This is a genomic window from Synechococcus sp. W4D4 (genome assembly GCF_047716805.1).
Lineage (GTDB): Bacteria > Cyanobacteriota > Cyanobacteriia > PCC-6307 > Cyanobiaceae > Vulcanococcus.
This window is the reverse complement of record NZ_CP180404.1, coordinates 815,644-835,586: the sequence shown is the minus strand read 5'-3', so window position 1 is coordinate 835,586 and position 19,943 is coordinate 815,644. Positions and strand designations below refer to the sequence as shown.

Sequence of the window (19,943 nt, the reverse complement as noted above, 5' to 3'; positions counted from 1 at the left end):
ACAACGCGCTGTTCGGCACGGGGTATGACAGGCGAAACCCAGGAGCCGATCCCCGCTGATAGCGATGCCATTGCGCTTCAGCCGGCCAGCAGCAACCACTCCCTCCCCGCCCGTTTAGAGGCGATCCTGTATCTCAAAGGCAGGGCCCTGACCCAGGGGGAGCTGGCTGAAATCTCTGGCGCCAGTCGAGATGAGGTCGAATTGGGCCTGATCACCCTGATGGCCGACTACGCGCATCGGGACACGGCCCTGGAGATTCGCCAGGAGGGCAGGCGCTACAGCCTTCAACTGCGAGACGGCCTGGGGGATTTGGTGCAGAACCTTCTGCCCGTCGATCTCTCCACCGCAGCGCTACGCACCCTGGCCACGATCGCGATCAAAAAGCGGATCCTGCAGTCCGATCTGGTCGATCTGCGCGGATCGGGGGCCTACGACCACATCAAGGAACTGCTGGCTCAGAACTTCATTGAGCGCAAGCGCCAAAGCGAAGGGCGCTCCTTTTGGTTAAGCCTCAGCGAAAAATTCCATCGCACCTTCTCCGTCAAGACCGATGAGTTGGTGGCTCAACGCAAAGCCGTGAAGCCGGTTCCTGCTAGCCCCTCTGTTGAGACCAGCGATCCGCCTGCGGTCAGCGATGAGGAATGGGAACAGGCCGCGTAGGCCAATCCCAGCCTCCGCATTCACTCAATAGAGTTCTTCCAACGCAGCTGCAGCCATGTCCATCCTCGGCGATCTGATCGGCGTCCTCATCCAGACCCTCTCGATCTACACGCTGGTCTTGTTTGTTCGGGTGCTGCTGAGCTGGTTCCCCAACCTTGATTGGGGCAACCCTGTGCTTTCGACGGTGAGTGCCATCACCGACCCCTACCTGAATGTTTTCCGGGGACTCATCCCTCCCCTTGGTGGCCTGGACCTTTCCGCAATCGTGGCTTTTCTGGCCCTGCAGTTGCTCCAAGGCTTATTGGAGCAAAGCCGCGGTTACTTCTATCCCGCGTTCTTCTAAGAAAGATCGGTCTCAGCTACGGCCTGCTCCAGGGGGAGGATGTCATCAAATTCGCCAGCGCGGGTACGAACGGGAGCACTGAATCCTCGGGCCTTGACGTTGGAAAAGGTGAAGGGCCCAGGAGTTCCTGCTGGGACCGCGAGACGCAGGGCAAACGTCGAGGTGCCCTGCTCCACATCGCCAATCGAGCCCACCCGTGAGCGGTTCTGCAGCACAGGCTCTCCACTGGCATCCAGGATCTGTGCAAAGACATCGGTATCGAAGACCGTCTTTCGCCCAGGGTTATCAACGCTGCCCCGCAAGACAAAGCAGCTAGCACCGCTGGGACGTTTGAGCTGAGGTTGCGCCCCAACATCCTCGGAAGGACAGGGATCCAAGCTCACGTCGTGGACCGTTAGGCCAGCAGCGAACGCCCCGGGAACAGCGCCGAGGATCACCACAACCGTCAACGCCAAACCCGCAAGGGCGCTGGCGATCCGGCTTGAAACCGATCTGCGCGTCTGCATCAAGCCTTGCTCCAGGTCTCTAGCGGTGGTCGCCGCTTCCAGAGATCACGTTACGGGCGGCGCGACTGGCCAATTTGTCGAGATTGGACTGCGCAATCTCATCCAGGCTGAAGTCGAACTCGCTCGCCAGCTGAGCGACATACCAAAGGACATCGCCAAGCTCCAGCTTCAAGGCATCCCTTACCTCTGCGCTGAACTCACCGCCGCGATCGCGCAGAACCTTTTTGACCTTGTCGGCCACCTCGCCGGACTCTCCGCACAGACCCAAGGTTGGGTAGATGGGGTTCGAACCCACGTTGGGATAGCGCGCCGTTTGCCTCGCGCCCTGCTGGTAAGCGTTGAGATCCATTGGTACAACAGCGCTGGAGGGCCTCGATGATAGTGTCACTTCACCCCTTTGGCGCCCCCGAATGGCCCTGCCCGATCTCACGCGTCGCACCAAGATCGTGGCAACCATCGGTCCGGCGACTGAATCCCCGGAGCAGCTCCGGCGTCTGATCGAAGCTGGTGCCTCCACCTTCCGGCTGAACTTTTCCCACGGCGATCACAGCGAGCATGCGGCTCGGATCACCACCATCCGCCAAGTTGCGGCTGAGATGGGCGTTCATATCGGGATCCTGCAGGACCTTCAGGGACCGAAAATTCGCCTGGGTCGTTTTAAAGACGGTCCAATCACCGTTGCCAAGGGTGATTCCTTCACCCTGACCTCCAGGGACGTCGAGTGCTGCCAAACCATCGCGACTGTCACCTACGACAAGCTGGCTGATGAGGTCGTTCCCGGCAGCCGAATCTTGCTGGATGACGGCCGGGTGGAGATGGTCGTCGATCGGGTTGAAAAGCCCACCCATACTCTTTATTGCACCGTCACCGTTGGCGGAGTTCTCTCCAACAACAAGGGCGTCAATTTCCCAGACGTTCAACTCTCGATCCGTGCACTGACCGACAAGGACAGGGTGGATCTGGAGTTCGGCCTCAGCCAAGGGGTTGATTGGGTCGCCCTGAGCTTCGTCCGCAATCCATCGGACATGGAGGAGATCAAGGCTCTAATTCGATCCCACGGCCACAACACACCGGTGGTCGCCAAGATCGAAAAGTTTGAAGCCATCGACCAGATGGATTCGCTGCTTCCGATGTGCGACGGCGTGATGGTGGCTCGTGGTGACCTCGGGGTGGAGATGCCTGCCGAGGAAGTTCCGCTGCTGCAAAAGGAGCTGATTCGCAAGTGCAACACCTTGGGCATTCCGGTGATAACCGCCACCCAGATGCTCGACTCGATGGTGAGCTGCCCAAGACCGACCCGAGCTGAAGTCAGCGACGTGGCCAATGCCATCCTCGATGGCACCGACGCCGTGATGCTCTCCAACGAGAGCGCCGTGGGGGATTACCCGGTCGAGGCAGTGGCCACCATGAGCCAAATTGCCCGTCGGATTGAGCGGGATTACCCCAGCCGCAGCAGCGACGGTCAGTTGGCTTCGACCGTGCCGAACGCCATCTCCCACGCCGTCAGCTCCATTGCCAGCCAGTTGGAGGCGGCCGCCATCCTCCCTCTGACCAAGAGCGGATCCACCGCGCGCAACGTCAGCAAGTTCCGACCCAGTACCCCGATCCTCGCCATCACGAGCGACACGAAAGTCGCCTCCCAACTTCAACTGGTCTGGGGCGTGACACCGCTCGTGGTTTCTGACATGGACAACGCAGCAGCAACGTTCAACCGCGCCATGGAAGTGGCGTCCGAGGCCAACCTGCTTAAAGAAGGTGATCTGGTGATCCAAACCGCCGGTACCTTTGCCGATGTCAGCGGCTCGACCGACCTGGTCAAGGTCAGCGTTGTAGGTAAGGGAACCGTGCTGAACCCGAGCATCGTTTAAAACAGGCCTTAGCTGGCCGTTCCGGCAATGCCCGCCAAGCTGCCCATGCGTGAGACCGTCGGGATGGCCTTGGCCACCCTCAGGGCTAATCGCCTGCGCTCGCTACTCACCATGCTGGGCATCGTGATCGGGAATGCTTCCGTGATCACCTTGGTAGGCGTTGGTCGCGGCGCACAGAACCTCGCTGAAGGTCAGCTGAACACGCTTGGGGCCAATGTCCTGTTCGTGGTTCCAGGCAACAACGACAGCCGCCGGCGCGGCATTGATTTCCCCAAGACCTTGGTTCTTGAGGACGCCGAAGCCATCGCCGAGCAGGTCCCGAGCGTTCGCCGCGTTGTCCCACAGATCACCCTGAGCGCGGTTCTGCAAGCGGGAGCAAAAAGTGCCAGCGCAACCGTCTCTGGAATCAATCCCGCATTTCTGACGGTTCGGCGCTTTGAGGTCGCACGCGGTCGGTTCATCGACCAGCGGGACATGGATGGGGCCCGGAACGTGGTCGTCATCGGCCCCGACCTCAAGCAAAAACTTCTTCCATCCGGTTCAGCGATCGGACAGCGCATCCGAATACGCAATCAGGGCTTTGAAGTCATCGGGGTGATGGCACCCAAAGGGGCAGTCTTCGGACAGAACCAAGACGAAGCCGCCTACATCCCCTTGACCACCATGGTCAGCAAGCTCTCGGGCCGCGATCCCACCTACGGAGTCAGCCTGAACTTCATCAGCGTGGAGGCCGTCGATGAGGCCAGCACCGGTGCGGCCAAGTTCCAGATCACGAACCTGCTGCGGCAACGACACAACATTCTTCGTGAGGACGACTTTGCGGTTCGCTCCCAAAAAGATGCCCTGTCGATCGTGGGCACCATCACCGGCGGGCTGACCTTGATGCTGGGTGCCATTGGCGCGATCTCGCTCCTGGTTGGTGGCATCGGGATCATGAACATCATGCTGGTCTCGGTCAGTGAGCGAACCTCTGAAATCGGCCTGCGCAAGGCGATTGGAGCGCGGAGCAGTGATGTGCTGACTCAGTTCTTGGTGGAAGCCTTGGTGCTCTCCACCCTGGGGGGATTGATCGGGAGTGGTCTGGGACTTTCGGCCATTGCAATCGTGGCGGCGATCACCCCGCTACCCGCAGCAATTGGCACCAGCAGCGTGCTGGTGACCATGGGCCTCTCGGGAACTATCGGCCTCGTCTTTGGGGTGCTGCCAGCGCGGCGGGCTGCACGACTTGACCCAATCACGGCCCTGCGCAGCCTCTGAATGAAAGCCATTTCAGGCAATCTTTAGAGAATCGAAAGAAGAAACCGCAAAATCCTTTGAGGTCTCATCGACGACAAATCAGGTCGGAGAAAGCGGCGTGAATGGTCCACTGAATTCCTAAGGGTTTTTGAACCAGCTCCAGTGTGGGTACCAAAACCGCGGCGATCGGATGGTGATCCTTCGCTGCATCGGACCCGATCAGTTTTTCTTGGAGCGCGTGGTGTTTCCAGTGGAAATCCTTGGCTTCGAGGCGCCGGCGGCCTCCGAAATCGAGATCTGGAGTCACTCCTTAGGTGGTCCTGAGCTGCTCGAGCGCTTTATGGCCGAAGAGCTCACCACCGATTTCGAGGTGGAGTGGCCGAAATCGGCCTGATCTTCAGCTCGAATGAGAGGAATGAAGTGCTGCGCTGTCTGAGATCTGCCCAGAACAGGCCTCGCTCGCTTTACACTTGTTAAACATTCAGATCTGCACCTGAGGCGGCCATGAATCAACGCTGGCGAACGATCGTCCTCTGGGTCCTACCCATTGGCGTCGCCGTCTTTCTCGGCTGGCAAGTGCTGGGCGGTGGTTTCGGTGGGGTGAGTCCTTCTTCCGGAACAACCGTTGCCCCCCGCAACGCAGCCGTGGCTCGAATGAGCTACGGACGCTTCATTGACTATGTCGATGCGGGCCGTGTGACAGCCGTGGACATCTTCGATGGTGGTCGGACCGCCGTCGTCGAAGCCGTTGATCCGGACCTGGACAACCGCGTTCAGCGTCTCCGGGTGGATCTCCCAGGTCTCGCCCCTGAGTTGGTCAACAACCTCAAGGAGCAAGGCATCAGCTTTGACATCCATCCCCCCCGCACGGCGCCTCCGGCACTCGGCCTGCTTGGCAATCTGCTCTTCCCCCTTCTGTTGATTGGTGGTTTGGTGCTGCTGTCTCGCCGTGGCGGCGGCGGCATGCCCGGCGGCCCTGGTCAGGCCATGCAATTTGGCAAGACCAAGGCGCGCTTCCTGATGGAGGCTGAAACCGGTGTGATGTTCGACGACGTCGCCGGTGTTGAGGAAGCCAAGCAAGACCTCCAGGAGGTCGTGACCTTCCTGAAGACCCCTGAACGGTTCACTTCGGTTGGGGCCAAAATCCCCAAAGGCGTGCTGCTGGTGGGCCCTCCTGGTACGGGTAAAACCTTGCTCGCCAAAGCCATCGCGGGCGAAGCTGGCGTTCCGTTCTTCTCCCTTTCCGGCTCGGAGTTCGTGGAGATGTTCGTCGGCGTTGGCGCCAGCCGCGTGCGTGACCTTTTCAAGCGTGCCAAGGAGAACAGCCCCTGTCTGATCTTCATTGACGAGATCGACGCCGTCGGCCGTCAACGTGGTGCAGGTGTCGGTGGTGGCAACGACGAGCGCGAGCAGACCCTCAACCAGTTGCTGACCGAAATGGACGGCTTCGAGGGCAACAGCGGGATCATCATCATCGCGGCGACCAACCGGGCTGATGTTCTTGATTCGGCTCTGCTTCGTCCCGGCCGTTTCGACCGACAGGTCCAAGTCGATGTCCCCGACATCAAGGGTCGACTGGCAGTCCTCAAGGTCCACTGCCGCGACAAGAAACTCGCCGATGACGTCAGCCTGGAGGCCATCGCACGACGGACCCCTGGCTTCTCGGGTGCCGACCTAGCCAACCTGCTCAATGAGGCTGCGATTCTCACCGCCCGTCGCCGGAAGGAGGCCACCAGCCTCGCCGAAATCGATGACGCGGTCGATCGCATCATTGCCGGGATGGAGGGCAAGCCTCTGACCGATGGCCGCAGCAAGCGCCTGATCGCTTACCACGAGGTCGGACACGCCCTCGTCGGCACGCTGGTCAAAGCCCACGATCCTGTTCAGAAAGTCACCCTGATTCCCCGCGGCCAAGCGCAGGGACTGACCTGGTTCTCGCCGGATGAGGAGCAGATGCTGGTGAGCCGAGCACAACTGCGCGCCCGCATCATGGGTGCCCTGGGCGGCCGCGCCGCAGAGGATGTGGTCTTCGGTTATTCCGAGGTCACCACCGGTGCAGGCGGTGATATCCAGCAGGTGGCATCCATTGCACGCCAGATGGTCACGCGCTTCGGCATGAGTGATCTGGGTCAATGCTCCCTGGATGCAGGTAGCCAGGAAGTCTTCTTGGGCCGTGATCTGATGACCCGTAGCGATGGTTCTGACGCCACCGCAGCGCGTGTTGACGCCTCCGTTCGCAAGATCGTCCAGAGCTGCTACGAAGAGACCGTCAAGCTCGTCTCCGAGCACCGGGCCTGCATGGATCGGGTCGTGGAACTCCTGATTGAGAAGGAGAGCCTCGATGGCGATGAATTCCGGGCGATCGTCAGCGAATTCACCACCGTCCCTGAGAAGGAGCGTTTTTCTCCTCTGCTCAACACTGCTGAAACGGCCTCGGCCTGAGGGCCACCAAGCAGTTCACAACAAAGCCCGCGGTTAACCCGCGGGCTTTTTGCTGTCTAGACCCTGATTGCGACAGCGATCGGAGCAGTAAATCACCTGCTCCCAAACTGAAGCCCACTTCTTACGCCACTGGAATGGGCGCTGACAAACAGGACAGAGTTTGCTTGGGCGTTCACTTGGTGGTCGGCCACGGCCGCCCACCGCTCCGCTGCGTTGACCGCGGCCGCGGGGCATGGTTCTTCTTGTCTGCGATCAGACAGGGCGAACAGGACGCTTATCGATCACCTTGTCGATCAAGCCGTATTCGACCGCTTCAGCGGGAGACATAAAGAAGTCCCGGTCGGTGTCGTCCTCAATGCGGCTCAGGGGCTGGCCAGTGCGATCGGAGAGTTCCTGGTTCAGCTTCTTCTTGAGATACAGGATTTCATCGGCCTGGATCCGAATGTCACTGGCCTGGCCCTGGGCACCACCCAGGGGCTGGTGAATCATGATCCGCGAGTGGGTCAAGCTGCTGCGCTTGCCCTTGGCACCAGCACAAAGCAGGAAGGCGCCCATCGAGGCCGCCAGACCAACGCAGACGGTCTGCACGTCGGGCTTGATGTGCTGCATCGTGTCGAAGATGCCCAGGCCGTCATAGACGGAGCCACCCGGGGAATTGATGTAGAGGAAGATGTCCTTCTCGGGGTCTTCTGCCTCCAAAAACAGCAGCTGGGCCACGATCCGGTTGGCGGACTCGGAGGTCACCGGCTCGCCTAAGAAGACGATGCGCTCCCGCAGAAGACGGGAATAAATATCGAATGCCCGCTCACCACGGCCCGACTCTTCGATCACGATCGGGATCATGGTCACTGGGAGGTTCTGCAGGTAGGCGGATCTTACTGAGGTTGTGCCCTGTTCAGCGTTCTCAGCGAGCTAGGGTCGCCCCAACTTGATGGATGTTCCAGCGTGAGTGCGAGCCTCACCGTTGCCGATAGCAAGCGGGCCTTTCACAAGGCATTCCCCTACGTCATTGCCCCGCTCTACCGCCGCTTGGTGGACGAGTTGCTGGTGGAGCTGCACCTCCTGAGCCACCAGAAGGGCTTCCACCCTGATGGGCTGTTCGCAGTGGGGCTGACCCAGGTCTTCGACAGCTTCTCCAACGGCTACAAGCCCGACACTCAACGTGAACCGCTCTTCCTGGCGCTCTGCAGCGCCAACGGTTTCGATGGTGAGGGCTTCCGTCAAATGGCAGCGGACGCCGCCACCCAGGTCGGTCACCACAGCCTCGATGAGGTCAAAGGTTGGCTAAGCAACCGTGGGGAGGGTGCCCCTGCTCCGATTGCCAGCTTGTTGCAGGGTGTCCAAAGGGAAGACTTCCACTACTCCAGGCTGGTTGCCGTCGGTCTGCTCAGCCTTCTCCAACGGGCCCAGGGTGCTGAAGCCATTGATCCTCAGGCACTCCGCAGTGCCGCCCACGAGATTGGCGAAGCGATGGGCTTGATCAAGTCGCGGGTCGACAAGGATCTCAGCCTCTATGCCGGGAACATCGAAAAGATGACCCAGGCGGTGGAACTGATGGAGGAGACCGTGGCCGCTGAGCGTCGTCGCCGTGAACGCGCTGAAGCCGAACACGAGTCGGCGGACTAGAGCTTCAGCTCGCCGTTGAGGGCCGTTTGCCCCTCGCCTGGACTGGAGCTCATGCCGGTGAACTCCAGCTGCCGGGCTTGGCGAACAACCAATGGCAGCAGCGGGGGGAGCAGACCCTTGGCCTGCAGCTGCTTCGGCCGAATCCGCAGGGACCACCCCTGCTCCGATGCCAAAGCTTCGGTCTTGAGATCCCGTGGAGCTGGCCCCAAGAACAGCAGTAGCTGACGATCCGACAGCCAGCGCCAGCCCCCCTGGGCCGCACCATCCCGGCTCCAGAGGCGCTGATCGCCGGACCCAGTCGCCACGGTCAGCCCCTGATCCTTCAGGGCCTGCTCCAACGAGGCCAGGGGTGTCGTCCAAAAAGAGCGGCCATCCCGCAGGAGGAGTTGCACTTGAAGGCCGGCCAAGAAGGGGCCCCGTTCAACGGCAACCAGTCGCAACGCAAAGGGACTATCAGAGAGCCGCTTCAGGGCCTCCGCCTTTAATCCATAGCGCTCAGCCAGAGCCTGCTTTAAAGCTCCACTGCTGAGCAGGCCACGGAGCAAGAGTTCAAGCTTCGGCCCCTGAAGCTCAAGGAGTGATGGGGCTGAAAGGGGAATCGCGCGGGATCTGGGCGCAAAGCGCGGGGCAGCCGCCAAGCTGCCGCGAGCCGCGTCAGCCTCACCACTCCAGAGAAGTCTGGACCCTTCACTGGTAAGGGCCAAGCAACCCTGCTGCAAGCTGCCGGCCAGGGGTGCCAGGGGACCGAGCAATGACGACAGACCCGCAGCACTCCAATAGACGGCATCGCTGCGCTTGAGTTGCTGCGCGCAGCGGCGCTCCAGGCCGCGCAACGACGGGCGCTCCAAGGTCAGTCCCTCCTGCAGTTGTTGGCGAACCAGGGCATTAGGAGCCACCAAGGTCAGCTGCTGATGGCGGAAGGCATGAGCCGGTAGGGGAGATAGGGCGGGTGCCTCGAGGACCAGGACCGCACCCGATGAACCATGGGACCCCCAGAGTTGCCACCAGAGCTGCTCACGGGCGGACCAAAGTGGAGCAGCTTGGGAACCAAGGCGGTCTATCCAAAGGGAGGGCGGTGGATCGGCGGGGCGTGAGCGATGGGTTTGAAGGAGAGCCGCCTCAAGCAGAAGCCGATCCAGACCGAGCGCAGATCCCCTGGGGAACAGGCACAAGGCCAAGGCCGGTAGCGCGAGCAACAGAGCGGTGAGGCCCAGGGTGGCGCGCATGCCCTTCATCAAGCCACGGATCCGTAGAGAGTGGTGCGCTCTCGCACCGGCCGACCCACTTCAAGCGCAGCTGAACGGAGGGCCTCAACCGATTGGCAGGTGCCCCCCTCGGCTCCGGCCATGCTGGTGATGCTCTCCTCCATCAGCGTCCCGCCGAGGTCATTGCAGCCCCATCGCAGGGCCTCGGCAGCACCAGACAAGGTGAGCTTGACCCAGCTGGGCTGGTGGTTGGGAAACCATGGCCCTAACAGCAGTCGACACTGAGCTGTCAGCCGCAGCATCTCAGCTCGATCCGGTTGATCCCGTCCCACGCGATGGCGCAACGCTGCCGGTGCTTGAGCGCCAATAAAGGGGAGCAAAACAAACTCGGAGAAACCACGCTGCTGGGATCGCTCGGCCTCCTGCTGGAGAGCAACGAGGGTGAGGAGATGAAGAGCACGGTCACGGCTGGTCTCAATGTGACCGGCCATCAAGGTGGCGGTGCTGGGGAGTCCGGTGCGATGGCACTGAAGGATCACGGCACACCACTGCCGGGCAGTGATTTTCTCGGGACAGAGCTGACGCCGAACGTCTTCACTCAAAACCTCAGCAGCGGTGCCCGGGATCGAGGCCAAGCCTGCATCGCGAAGCCGCTCAAGCACGGCCTGCAGGGGAATCCCGTCCTGCTCCGCAATGAACAGGAGCTCCTGGGGTGAAAACGCATGCAGATGCAAGCCAGGTGCTGCCTCGGCCAGGGCCTCCAAAAGCTCGGCGTAGTAAGTGAGGGCCGAACCATTGGTCCGGGCCTGCGGATTCAAGCCCCCTTGGATACAGAGTTCGGTTGCCCCAAGGGCTGCAGCTTCAGAGGCTTTGCCTTGCAACAGCTCACGGCCATGCCAGTAGGCACCAGCTGCACCGGCATCACGACGAAAGGCGCAAAAACTGCAGTGCTGTACACAGTGATTGGTGAAATTGAGATTTCGGTTCACCACGTAGGTCACCGTCTCACCCACCAGCTCTTGCCGCAGGGCATCGGCCTGCTCTTGGAGGCTGGCGGCATTGGTCGTTGCCATCAGGACCTCAGCCGCAGCCAAGGCAGCTGGGCTTGAGGGATTCAGGCGAACGGCCGCCCGCAAGGGCTGGAGCAGTTCTGGAGTCCAGGGGACAGAGTCCTGAGAATCAGATGACTCCGGAGCTGTGACCAACAGCTCGACGGAACGCTTCCAGGCCCAAGGTTCAAAAACCCCCGGCTCGCCGCTCACTTGCGGGCGCGGGAGGATTGAACGGGTTGTTGGCGACGACGCCTGTCCCGCCATTCAATCGTGGAGAGATAGATCACTCCACCACTGACAAAAACCAACAGTGCGGCGGAGGTCACCGCCAGCACACTGTTGAGGTTGATTGACTCAATCACGGATGAGTGACCCGAAGCTCAAGCTCAGAAGTTGATGGTGCCGTCGCCGTTGCGGCCCCACACCACCATGGCGATCGAGAAGGTGAAGACGGCGGCGAGAGCGGCCCAACCCACAGTGATCAGCATCGTTGTGCGACAAGCGTTTGAGCCAGTGTAACCAGGGCTGTGACCCAAACTGGATCTGATTTGTTGGCTGTCTCGAGATGCAACCCATCCGCTCCATCAGCTCCTCGCCAGGTGGCCAGGCCGTCATGGAGCGTCAACAGGTGCGGGCCCCTTACCCGAAAGGTCGGGTCATCGTTCTCAACGACGACCACAACACCTTCCAGCATGTTGTGGATGTACTGGTGAGACACATTCCTGGCATGAACTCCGACCGTGCTTGGGAGCTGGCCCATCAAATCGACTCCCAAGGTTCTGCTGTGGTCTGGAGTGGGCCTCTGGAGCAGGCAGAGCTGTACCACCAGCTCCTGGCCGGAGAGGGCCTGACCATGGCCCCCGTCGAACGGGGCTGAAGACGGAAATCAGGCGAAACGACGTTGCAGCAGTTCGAACATCGGCAACGTCCGCAGACGCTCCTGTTCAGCATCCAAAACGAAGGTCAGGATTCGGCCGGAACAGACCGCCACACCTTTGACACTCTTGTCTGAACTGCGCTCAACACTGACCAACTGTGCGACGCCACCGAGCTCGTCACTGAGCCGTTGACGCAGCTGCTCACGCAACTCAGGAGCCTGCTGGCCTGCCATGCGGCAAAACGAGGGGACAGCATCTCTAGCAGCGGCGACGGCATCCGGCTACGGGGTCTGAGTTTCTAGGGTGCTCGACATGGGACGGCTGGTCATCACCCACAGCACCTACCTCGAGGGCCTCATTCCCTGCCTCAAGAAGTTGATTCGGGAGCCTGAGATCGACACGATCACTCCGGCGGTCATCTCGCGGGTCAAGGGACGGGCACCAGAGCTGCGCTTGAAGGTCTCGATTCCGATTCGTGGTGGATGGAAAGTGGTCGCGCGACGGGGAAGCAGCGCCCAAGAGGTGTTTGTGGTGACAGGGCTGAGCGCTGTGGAACTGGAAGAGCGGATCCAGCAGGTCCTTTCGAGGTGAGCTAAACCTCGAGCTCCTGGCCCCATTGGGGGCTCACCTCAACCCAACCTCGCCTCAGGAGAGACCGCCAAAGCTCAATTGCCTGGTCTCGGTGGAGGTGGTCACGGGACTGGAGCAAAGGGGGCTGAGCTGGAAAAGGTCGCCCTGAATCGACGAAGACCATCGGGTCTTGCGACCAACTTTTTTCGTCGCGATGGAAGCGCTTGGTCGCGAGCGTGACGGAATCTTGGAGCCAACCGTGTCCTGGCATGGGGGCGTGACGACTGAAGCGGCCGGCCAGACCCAGTCGGAAGCCCGAAACGTGGCGTAGGGGGAAGCAACAGGGGACATGAACCCGGCGCAAGTACACCTGTACTAGCCGGCTTTTGCTGAGCTGTCAACAATCGGCTATGGCCGGCGCTCCGCCAGAGCTTTCATGACTTGCCGGCGCACGCGATTCATCTGCGTGCGCTCCTTCTCGTAACGGGTCGTCCGCGTGAAGCCGTAAAAGAGCACCAGCCAGGTCGCACTGAGCCCCGCCGCGATCAGCGCAACTGAGACGACGCTGACATCCCCCACTGCGGCTTCGCTCAGAAAGGCCTAACGGTAAGAGCGACTGCAGAGACCGAGCCTCCAATCACTAATGCAGCGTCTGGCTTCCATGCGTTTCCGTTGCTGGCGGGCCAGCTCCCTTCGCTCCCAATCGCTGAGGTGCTCTTGGGCCTCCGCCGAAGCGGGTTGATTGACCTCCGCGAGCACTGGTGAGACCAACAAGCCCAGGCTGCAGCCGAGGGCAATTAACAGTCGCTGCGTCATCGAGCGAATCCTGTTCTGACCCCCTGAAGTCTGGGAACAGGTGAGACCCTTGTCAGCTGATGCAGAACTGGCAGTCTTCGAGGACAACTGGGACTTCACCATGACCCCAGATCAACCCCGTCTCAACAACGAATTAAGGGCCCAACCCAAGATCCAGGAACTCAAAAAACCAACCAACCGCAAACGCAGTGCCAAGGGCGCCCGCTGCACGAAACCGCCTATCAACGTGAAGCCCTTGGGTTTGCTGGCAATGAGTTGGGCGAGGGAAGCAAGGCAGCGACCTTGTTTTCCCTGATCTTCAGGCCACTGCTTGGGAACGAATCTGAGCGATGAGTTTGGGACCGATGCCGCGAATCGCGCGTAGTTCGGCGTCTGAGGCGGCTTGAACCATGGCTGGTGTCCGAAGACCGGCATTCCAAAGGTGCAGTGCTTTTTGAAGGCCAATACCTCGCAGTGTGGTCAGCTCAGCGACAAAGACATCGTCTGGAAAGTGCTCGCCCATCAGGCTGGAGGCCACCGACCGAGCGCCGTCCTGATCAACGAGGGCATAGATCTGCATGAGTTTCTGATCCACGTGCAGGACCTTGCTCTCGAAGATCTCGCGGAAGCGGATGAGAAGCCTGAGCTTCGGCTCACGCTGGACGCCTGACTCTGCGGTCCAGCACTCCATCTGAGCGGAGCTGAGTTCAGCCACGGCGACAAAGCCATCGGATCGATAGGGAATCCAATCGCCGCATCCCTTGCCACTGCGCTGAATCGGTTGGAGCTTGGGAGGATGCTGTCTTCGGACCTCGCCGTCTCGCTTGAGGTCGGTCAGGGGCGTCTGAAAACTGAGTCGGGCGTAATAGCGCCAGAAGGCGATGGGTTGAGTCGCAACACCATTCGTGGATTCGGGTTGCGATGGCTGAGCAATGGATTCTGGTGCGGTTGCACCAGCAGACCGGGGAAAAGACAGAAGGGAACTAATCCACGGCCAGATCATGGCCGGACGCTATTGGGGCATCTGATCCCTTGCTGTAGCGACGCATGCTCCAGCCACTCAACCAAAAGGATGTGTCGGCAAGCTCCATCCATCACGAAAAGCCAGACCCAGAGGATCAGGGGACAGTCCCAGGGAAAGGTCAAGGTGGCCAACCTGTCCTTGTCTATTGTTTTGGTGTGAGGGGGAGACCCTGTCTTGCGTGGTTGCTTGATTTGGTGGGTGGGGTCACGCCTACTGCCTCTCTCACACCTCTTTTTGACAAATGGCGTCAGCGGCGCCTGTGCAGGCTGAAGGGTCTGGTGAGTCCATGGCCCGAGAGGACTGCGCTGCGATGGCGGTGAATCGCTGTGCCATCCACCCAAGTCCTATGCAATGGTCGAGCGATCACAATTGCTCTGGCCTGTCGCCGAAAGGCCTGTAGGTGCAGAAGCTCTTCGACTGTTTGCTCCTCGGCAGTCACGTGGTGCGTGGATCCCGCGATGATGGAAGCAGATGCGCTGGCATGAACTGAAGCTATTGCAGCAGGGCGGCCGCAAGTCCATGCGCCAGCGTGTCCGCGCGTAAATGAAGTCCAGCGACCGGATTCGAAACTACGATCAAGTGCAGCAAGAATTCGTGAGATAACCCGTTGCGGTAGTCCCAGACGCAAGTTTCAGAAGCACCTTCACGTAGCAGCGAGGAGTTCATATGCCCCTGTGGCCGCCTTCCATGGTTGAACTAAAACTGTCAGCGTGACGTCGTGCCGAATATTGATGGCTAAATGGTGAGACGGAGCCCCTCCTCCAGCAAGAGGATGCAGGAACTGCTGGAACTCTTGATTTCTAGCAATGCGAAAGCAACCTTCTATAGCCTCCGCATTAATGCCTACTTGCTGAAATAAGAATGTCTTCTCTCCTCCAACAGTGACCCCACTATTAATTCCGCTGTTGGTAACAGGTCGAGTATCGTACCCAGCATTAGCCATACATCCATCTTTAATCGCCATTCAACCAGCGATAACCAAGGCGAGACGATGTCGAATCGCTGAGCCCGAGATAGTCGTATTGACAACGCTTGAAATGTCACCGACGTCTGGGAAGCTGACATTGCCTTGAATATCAGCAAACAAGACGCTATTAGCTGTTGTATATAGTGGGACAAATCCTCCGACACCAGCCTGATTAGGCATGCCAGCAGCTTGGCCTCGAGCCTGAATCCCTATCGTTGTCTTAGTTCTATCCGTCAAGCTAGCTTGCGATAAGTAAGACTCCTGATCAGTCCTAATTTCTTCTGCAACGGCTGGGATTTCAGCAATGAAAGCAGAGCATGCTCCACTTAGAGCAGCCAACAGAAGGAACTTTTTCAAGTGCACAAGACTGAGCCACTAACGTTGTCACCATAAGAAGAAATGGCAACCACACTAATGGCAGTCTTTGGTTTGGTTGACTGCGAATCTCATGAGTCATGCACTGTAATCTTGATGCGCGCAAGGGTAAGAAATGGCAAGCATAGGGATGAGATGTGATGTTCAAGCCTCCAATGCATCAGAAATAGCCTCAGGAAAAGATGCTCATCAACGAAACTACACTGACCAGGGCAGGCATACTGCTAACAATAGATCTCTGCGATGCGAAAAGATATCTAGATGGTGCACTTTGTAATTCCTTAAGCCTAAGTCTTACCAACCTATGACTGCGAAAGAAAAAGGACCAGGATGCCATCCTGGTCCTTCAACTTACAAGCCTCTAAAAGTACTGATTTAGAATTTAAATGTTGTCTTAATCAGTCCGCCTAGAGCTGAGAAGGTGCTGGTGGGATTGTCTGAGCGACGACCAGAGACCGCACCATACGGCCTGCTTTGGTAAAAAAGTGCTGGCGTGACGGAGATGTTATCAGTCATCTGCAGCTTGTACCACCATTCCCATGCATAGTTTCCGTCGGTTGCTGGCAGATCAATTCCGCTCGTGATAAATGTCATTTGGCCAACACCCATACCCAGTTCATTCCCCTTCACCAAAACGTCATCCCATTGGAGGCCAACGGACCATGACTGAGAGGTAATGTTCCCTTTCCAGTTTGAAAATACTGGTTTAAGGTAAGACACGTTTGGCAGTGTTGATGCTGAAAAGCCATTGCTCGAATTCCATCCCCAACCCGCACTGATTGATGGCACGAGCCCGGCGTTCGACGGCTGCCAGTATGCGCTCAATGCAAAGGAGTTCGTGCTATCTGCGATTGCAGGGACAAACGCGGCTGCACGGGTTGCACCACCACCATAAACCTGGCTGTAATCAAAGGGGGTTGTGTAGTTGTATAAGGCTGCCGCACCCCATTGCTCTTTCTGATAGCCCAGTTGAACAGACCCTGTTGCATTGGAATAGCGAGTTCCAATTCCTCCTTTATCTCGACCCCAGCCTGATGGGTTGCCAGCATTTCCTGTTGCCGCGATATAACTAGCACTCAAGCTCCAGTCACCCTTCTTGAGCCATCCGCCAGCACCAGATCCAAGATTCAAGCTGTAGGCACCAGGGGCGCCTGCCCTGGTGAAAAAGTCAAGTATTGAATCAGCGGGATAGACGCTTGGCCACATGGCAAGAAGGTCGTCTTGCCTGATCAAGCCACCGACACCTAGGACTATGTCTTTAGAGGCATTAAACCTGTAGAACAGTCTGTTTACATTAAGAGTATTTTCACAGTCATAACCGATAGTGCACTCCTGAAATGCCGCTTCAAGCTGCCATGGATATCGGCCGTTGCCGAAGCCAGAGCTTGAAAAGTTTCCCGTACGAAGCGTCGTTCGAAGCAGATCTGTTCCTGTAAAACTGGTGTCAAAGTTGAGTCTGACGTCGTAATTAAATGTTGTGCCCCCTTGTCGTTGGTTGTAAAGGTCGCGGGATGTCGTATTCGTCCCTCCAAAATTCAATGCACCCAGAACAAACGTGCTTTGACCGCGCAGCTTTGTGGTGGTGGAGAACTGGGTCGCTTCCAGCTCGCCCACGCGGGCTTCGAGGCCGTCCACGCGGCCGCGGAGCACAGCCAGCTCACGCTCGAATTCCTTCATCAGGCGCTTCAACTCGTCGGTCACCTCAGTGATCCGGTCGAGGCAAGCGTTCAGCAGTGCGGCCGCTTCATAGCGGGTCATCGCACGGTTGCCGCGGTAGGTGCCGTTGGGGTAGCCAGCGACGCAGCCGTAGCGCTCGATCAGGTTGCTCAGTGCCTGATAAGCCCAGTCGGTGGGCTGCACGTCGGAGAACTGGGTGATCGAAGTCACCTGCTCGGCTGCTCTGCCTGACGCAGAAGAGGGGCCGTACTGGCTCAGGCCAGCGATGTTGACATCAGCGGCGTTTGCAGCAACAGGAGCCAGAAGGCCCAGAGCTGCAGGCGCCAGAAGAAGCTTCTGGAACAGTTTCATTGGGCCTCACACCAAACGAGGAATACGACCAAATGTGATCGCTGATACAAAATGACCGAAAAGCGATTGGCACGAGCTTCCTCTGTGCCAGCCAGCTCACTGCCAAGTAGCCAGCGGCACTCCCAAAGGGTCGGTGATCTGTATTTTCGTGCTGAGATTGTCCATGAAAAAACCCCGACTAAAGCCAGGGTTATAGAACGAGGTGATGGGGCCCTATGCGTGAGAGGAGAGTCGCAGATAGTATGTATCAGAACTTAAAGGTGGTTTTTACAAGACCTCCAAAAAGATTATTGGAAGCACTGTAGCTGCCATTGGAGTAGTTTATTCGACCTATCTGTCCGCCATAGTTGTTTATGTAGTACAGAGCAGGGGTGACGTTAATGTTGTCTGACACCTGGAACTTATACCACCACTCCCACATGTAGTTGGAGTCGAGATTGCCATTTGTTCCCCAGACCTTACTATGATCACCACCACCGTTTCTGGTTATAAAAGGTGCTTGCCCAACGGCCACACCCAGGTCGTTTCCCTTTGTAAATGCGTCAGGCCACTGCAAGCCAACATACCAAGAACTTGCCTGCGGGGAAATATTTGGCCTGTACGTATTACCATTTATTGTCAACGAGTTATCTTTTGGATTGAACGTACTGATTCCCCACCCTGTGCTAACAGAAGGTATCCAACCAGCTTGTGTTGGAATCCAGTAGCCGCTTATCCCAACGTTATTGGAAGTACTTGTCCCAACACCTCCGTCGGATGCGTACAACGCCAAAAGAGTTCCTGAGGCGATCTCCAGGTTCTGGCTGTAGGTGTAGGCCGCTGCGATACCCCAGGCGCTGCCGCCCACCAGGGGAGCCTTCTCGCCGGTGAAGCCCAACTGGGTGACCGAGGTGCTGCTGGAGCCATCGGTCATGATGCCGCCCTGGTTCGGATTGCCAACGTTGCCGTTGATGGCGACGTAGTTGGTGGACAGGGTCCAACCCTTGGCGCCCAAAACGTTGTTCCATGAAATACCGGCACCAGAGCCCAGACCGTTGGTGTTGTAGGTACCGGGTGCACCAGCGAAGGTGAAGAAGTCGAGGATGGTGTCAGCGGGATAAACGCTGGGCCACATGCCAATCATGCCGGCGTCATCCATGCGGACTAACCCACCGACGGTGACACTGAATTCCTTGCCGACAGGGAAGTTATAGAAGAGGCGATTGACTTCCACCACGTTGGGGCTGGTGGGTTCATTCACAGCCACTTCAAGAGTGGTCAGTCCGTTGGCATAGGCGTTGCTGGAGCTCCAGAAGTTTCCGCCACGCAGGGTGGTGCGCAGAAGATCTTTACCTGTGAAGCTGGTGTCGAGGTTCAGGCGAAGGTCATAGTTAAACGTGGTAGCACCAAATTGACGTTTTAGATATTGCGTCGTCCCGACTTCATCTCCGTAAAGAGACAAGGAGTTAGTTCCTACTGGAGATGATTCGGATCCAATTTGATCAGGATTACGAGTTAAGCCGCTGGGAGCACGGCCGGGACGCTGAACCGCAACCGGGTTGGGGTACTGGGTACCACCAAAGCTGTTTGCACCCAGAACAAACGTGCTCTGACCGCGCAGCTTTGTGGTGGTGGAGAACTGGGTCGCTTCCAGCTCGCCCACGCGGGCTTCGAGGCCGTCCACGCGGCCGCGGAGCACAGCCAGCTCACGCTCGAATTCCTTCATCAGGCGCTTGAGCTCGTCGGTCACCTCAGTGATCCGGTCGAGGCAAGCGTTCAGCAGTGCGGCCGCTTCATAGCGGGTCATCGCACGGTTGCCGCGGTAGGTGCCGTTGGGGTAGCCAGCGACGCAGCCGTAGCGCTCGATCAGGTTGCTCAGTGCCTGATAAGCCCAGTCGGTGGGCTGCACGTCGGAGAACTGGGTGATCGAAGTCACCTGCTCTTCGGTGCCGTACTGGCTCAGGCCAGCGATGTTGACATCAGCGGCGTTTGCAGCAACAGGAGCCAGAAGGCCCAGAGCTGCAGGCGCCAGAAGAAGCTTCTGGAACAGTTTCATTGGGCCTCACACCAAACAAGGAATACGACCAAATGTGATCGCTGATACAAAATGACCGAAAAGCGATTGGGACGAGTTTCCTCTGTGCCAGCCAACTCACTGCCAAGTAGCCAGAGGCACTCCCAAAGGGTCGGTGATCTGTATTTTCTTGCTGAGATTGTCCGTGAAAAACCCCGACTAAAGCCAGGGTTGGGGTTCATCCAAGTCTCAAGAAGCAACTCTATCTATCATGCCTGATGGATACAGAGTTTGGCAAAAGTGTCATCATGGAAATTGGACAAGAATGATCACCTAATATCCAGGACCTTGACCAACCGCCACAGATAGTTCAGG

23 protein-coding genes are annotated in these 19,943 nt (G+C 58.4%); 9 read left to right on the top strand and 14 right to left on the bottom strand.

Annotated elements, in window-relative coordinates; translation table 11 throughout:
* The first annotated feature begins 24 nt into the window (after positions 1-24).
* Positions 25-660, top strand: coding sequence for an SMC-Scp complex subunit ScpB (gene scpB / locus ACLM42_RS04520; RefSeq protein ID WP_415399882.1), 636 nt, complete (start codon positions 25-27; stop codon positions 658-660).
* A 55-nt stretch (positions 661-715) separates the two neighbouring features.
* Positions 716-1,003 (top strand): YggT family protein, encoded by a 288-nt coding sequence (locus tag ACLM42_RS04515; protein ID WP_247911092.1) that lies wholly within the window; start codon positions 716-718, stop codon positions 1,001-1,003.
* Here ACLM42_RS04515 and ACLM42_RS04510 read toward each other — a convergent pair.
* The gene (locus ACLM42_RS04510; RefSeq protein ID WP_415399881.1) at positions 1,000-1,509 is read right to left on the bottom strand and encodes a hypothetical protein; all 510 of its coding nucleotides are present in this window, start codon (positions 1,507-1,509) and stop codon (positions 1,000-1,002) included. The two genes, ACLM42_RS04515 and ACLM42_RS04510, sit on opposite strands and share 4 nt — an antisense overlap.
* A 19-nt stretch (positions 1,510-1,528) precedes the next feature.
* Complete coding sequence (locus ACLM42_RS04505) at positions 1,529-1,858, bottom strand: nucleoside triphosphate pyrophosphohydrolase family protein (RefSeq protein ID WP_415399880.1); 330 nt, start codon at positions 1,856-1,858, stop codon at positions 1,529-1,531.
* A 61-nt stretch (positions 1,859-1,919) separates the two neighbouring features.
* Here ACLM42_RS04505 and pyk point away from each other — a divergent pair, with 61 nt between their 5' ends.
* The 4 genes from pyk (at position 1,920) to ftsH (ending at position 7,055) form a co-directional block, all read left to right on the top strand.
* Positions 1,920-3,377, top strand: coding sequence for a pyruvate kinase (gene pyk / locus ACLM42_RS04500; RefSeq protein ID WP_247911095.1), 1,458 nt, complete (start codon positions 1,920-1,922; stop codon positions 3,375-3,377).
* Between the two features lie 27 nt (positions 3,378-3,404).
* Positions 3,405-4,634 carry an ABC transporter permease gene (locus tag ACLM42_RS04495; RefSeq protein WP_415399879.1) on the top strand — a complete coding sequence of 410 codons (1,230 nt, stop codon included), beginning with the start codon at positions 3,405-3,407 and terminating at the stop codon, positions 4,632-4,634.
* Between the two features lie 169 nt (positions 4,635-4,803).
* Positions 4,804-5,007, top strand: a complete 204-nt coding sequence (locus ACLM42_RS04490; protein ID WP_247911921.1) for a DUF1830 domain-containing protein — start codon at positions 4,804-4,806, stop codon at positions 5,005-5,007.
* Between the two features lie 110 nt (positions 5,008-5,117).
* On the top strand, positions 5,118-7,055 hold the full coding sequence (gene ftsH, locus ACLM42_RS04485; RefSeq protein WP_415399878.1) for an ATP-dependent zinc metalloprotease FtsH: 1,938 nt from the start codon (positions 5,118-5,120) through the stop codon (positions 7,053-7,055).
* 33 nt (positions 7,056-7,088) lie between these two features.
* Here ftsH and ACLM42_RS04480 read toward each other — a convergent pair whose 3' ends face one another.
* Complete coding sequence (locus ACLM42_RS04480) at positions 7,089-7,289, bottom strand: DUF2256 domain-containing protein (protein WP_247911098.1); 201 nt, start codon at positions 7,287-7,289, stop codon at positions 7,089-7,091.
* A gap of 18 nt (positions 7,290-7,307) precedes the next feature.
* Complete coding sequence (clpP, locus tag ACLM42_RS04475; RefSeq protein WP_247911922.1) at positions 7,308-7,898, bottom strand: ATP-dependent Clp endopeptidase proteolytic subunit ClpP; 591 nt, start codon at positions 7,896-7,898, stop codon at positions 7,308-7,310.
* 102 nt (positions 7,899-8,000) lie between these two features.
* Here clpP and psb29 point away from each other — a divergent pair, with 102 nt between their 5' ends.
* Positions 8,001-8,681 carry a photosystem II biogenesis protein Psp29 gene (psb29, locus tag ACLM42_RS04470; RefSeq protein ID WP_415399877.1) on the top strand — a complete coding sequence of 227 codons (681 nt, stop codon included), beginning with the start codon at positions 8,001-8,003 and terminating at the stop codon, positions 8,679-8,681.
* On the opposite strand, the gene ACLM42_RS04465 is transcribed toward psb29, so the two are convergent.
* Genes ACLM42_RS04465 through petN form a run of 4 tightly spaced genes read right to left on the bottom strand, consistent with a single transcriptional unit; the run spans position 8,678 to position 11,426 of the window.
* Positions 8,678-9,907: a hypothetical protein gene (locus ACLM42_RS04465; RefSeq protein ID WP_415399876.1), complete on the bottom strand. Its 1,230-nt coding sequence runs from the start codon at positions 9,905-9,907 to the stop codon at positions 8,678-8,680. The genes psb29 and ACLM42_RS04465 overlap by 4 nt on opposite strands.
* Positions 9,908-9,915: 8 nt before the next feature.
* Positions 9,916-11,091 (bottom strand): 7,8-didemethyl-8-hydroxy-5-deazariboflavin synthase subunit CofH, encoded by a 1,176-nt coding sequence (cofH, locus tag ACLM42_RS04460; protein ID WP_415399875.1) that lies wholly within the window; start codon positions 11,089-11,091, stop codon positions 9,916-9,918.
* Positions 11,092-11,144: 53 nt separating this feature from the next.
* Positions 11,145-11,300: a hypothetical protein gene (locus ACLM42_RS04455; protein WP_247911102.1), complete on the bottom strand. Its 156-nt coding sequence runs from the start codon at positions 11,298-11,300 to the stop codon at positions 11,145-11,147.
* Between the two features lie 24 nt (positions 11,301-11,324).
* Positions 11,325-11,426, bottom strand: coding sequence for a cytochrome b6-f complex subunit PetN (petN, locus tag ACLM42_RS04450; protein ID WP_247911103.1), 102 nt, complete (start codon positions 11,424-11,426; stop codon positions 11,325-11,327).
* Positions 11,427-11,503: 77 nt separating this feature from the next.
* Here petN and clpS point away from each other — a divergent pair, with 77 nt between their 5' ends.
* On the top strand, positions 11,504-11,815 hold the full coding sequence (gene clpS, locus ACLM42_RS04445; protein WP_415399874.1) for an ATP-dependent Clp protease adapter ClpS: 312 nt from the start codon (positions 11,504-11,506) through the stop codon (positions 11,813-11,815).
* A 9-nt stretch (positions 11,816-11,824) separates the two neighbouring features.
* Here clpS and ACLM42_RS04440 read toward each other — a convergent pair whose 3' ends face one another.
* Positions 11,825-12,049, bottom strand: a complete 225-nt coding sequence (locus ACLM42_RS04440; RefSeq protein WP_415399873.1) for a hypothetical protein — start codon at positions 12,047-12,049, stop codon at positions 11,825-11,827.
* A 79-nt stretch (positions 12,050-12,128) separates the two neighbouring features.
* On the opposite strand from ACLM42_RS04440, the gene ACLM42_RS04435 reads away from it, so the two are divergent.
* Complete coding sequence (locus ACLM42_RS04435) at positions 12,129-12,407, top strand: DUF2103 domain-containing protein (protein WP_247911106.1); 279 nt, start codon at positions 12,129-12,131, stop codon at positions 12,405-12,407.
* A gap of 1 nt (position 12,408) precedes the next feature.
* Here the strand turns inward: ACLM42_RS04435 and ACLM42_RS04430 are convergent, their stop codons facing one another.
* The 5 genes from ACLM42_RS04430 to ACLM42_RS04410 all read right to left on the bottom strand — a co-directional run bounded on the left by ACLM42_RS04430 (position 12,409) and on the right by ACLM42_RS04410 (position 19,610).
* Positions 12,409-12,657: a DUF1651 domain-containing protein gene (locus ACLM42_RS04430; RefSeq protein ID WP_247911923.1), complete on the bottom strand. Its 249-nt coding sequence runs from the start codon at positions 12,655-12,657 to the stop codon at positions 12,409-12,411.
* A 329-nt stretch (positions 12,658-12,986) separates the two neighbouring features.
* Positions 12,987-13,202 carry a hypothetical protein gene (locus ACLM42_RS04425; protein WP_415399872.1) on the bottom strand — a complete coding sequence of 72 codons (216 nt, stop codon included), beginning with the start codon at positions 13,200-13,202 and terminating at the stop codon, positions 12,987-12,989.
* A 298-nt stretch (positions 13,203-13,500) separates the two neighbouring features.
* A complete protein-coding gene (locus tag ACLM42_RS04420) occupies positions 13,501-14,184 on the bottom strand; it encodes a helix-hairpin-helix domain-containing protein (protein WP_415399871.1) in 684 nt (227 codons plus the stop codon).
* A 1,738-nt stretch (positions 14,185-15,922) separates the two neighbouring features.
* The gene (locus ACLM42_RS04415) at positions 15,923-17,575 is read right to left on the bottom strand and encodes an iron uptake porin (RefSeq protein WP_415399870.1); all 1,653 of its coding nucleotides are present in this window, start codon (positions 17,573-17,575) and stop codon (positions 15,923-15,925) included.
* Positions 17,576-17,822: 247 nt separating this feature from the next.
* Positions 17,823-19,610: an iron uptake porin gene (locus ACLM42_RS04410; protein ID WP_415399869.1), complete on the bottom strand. Its 1,788-nt coding sequence runs from the start codon at positions 19,608-19,610 to the stop codon at positions 17,823-17,825.
* Positions 19,611-19,943: the final 333 nt, after the last annotated feature.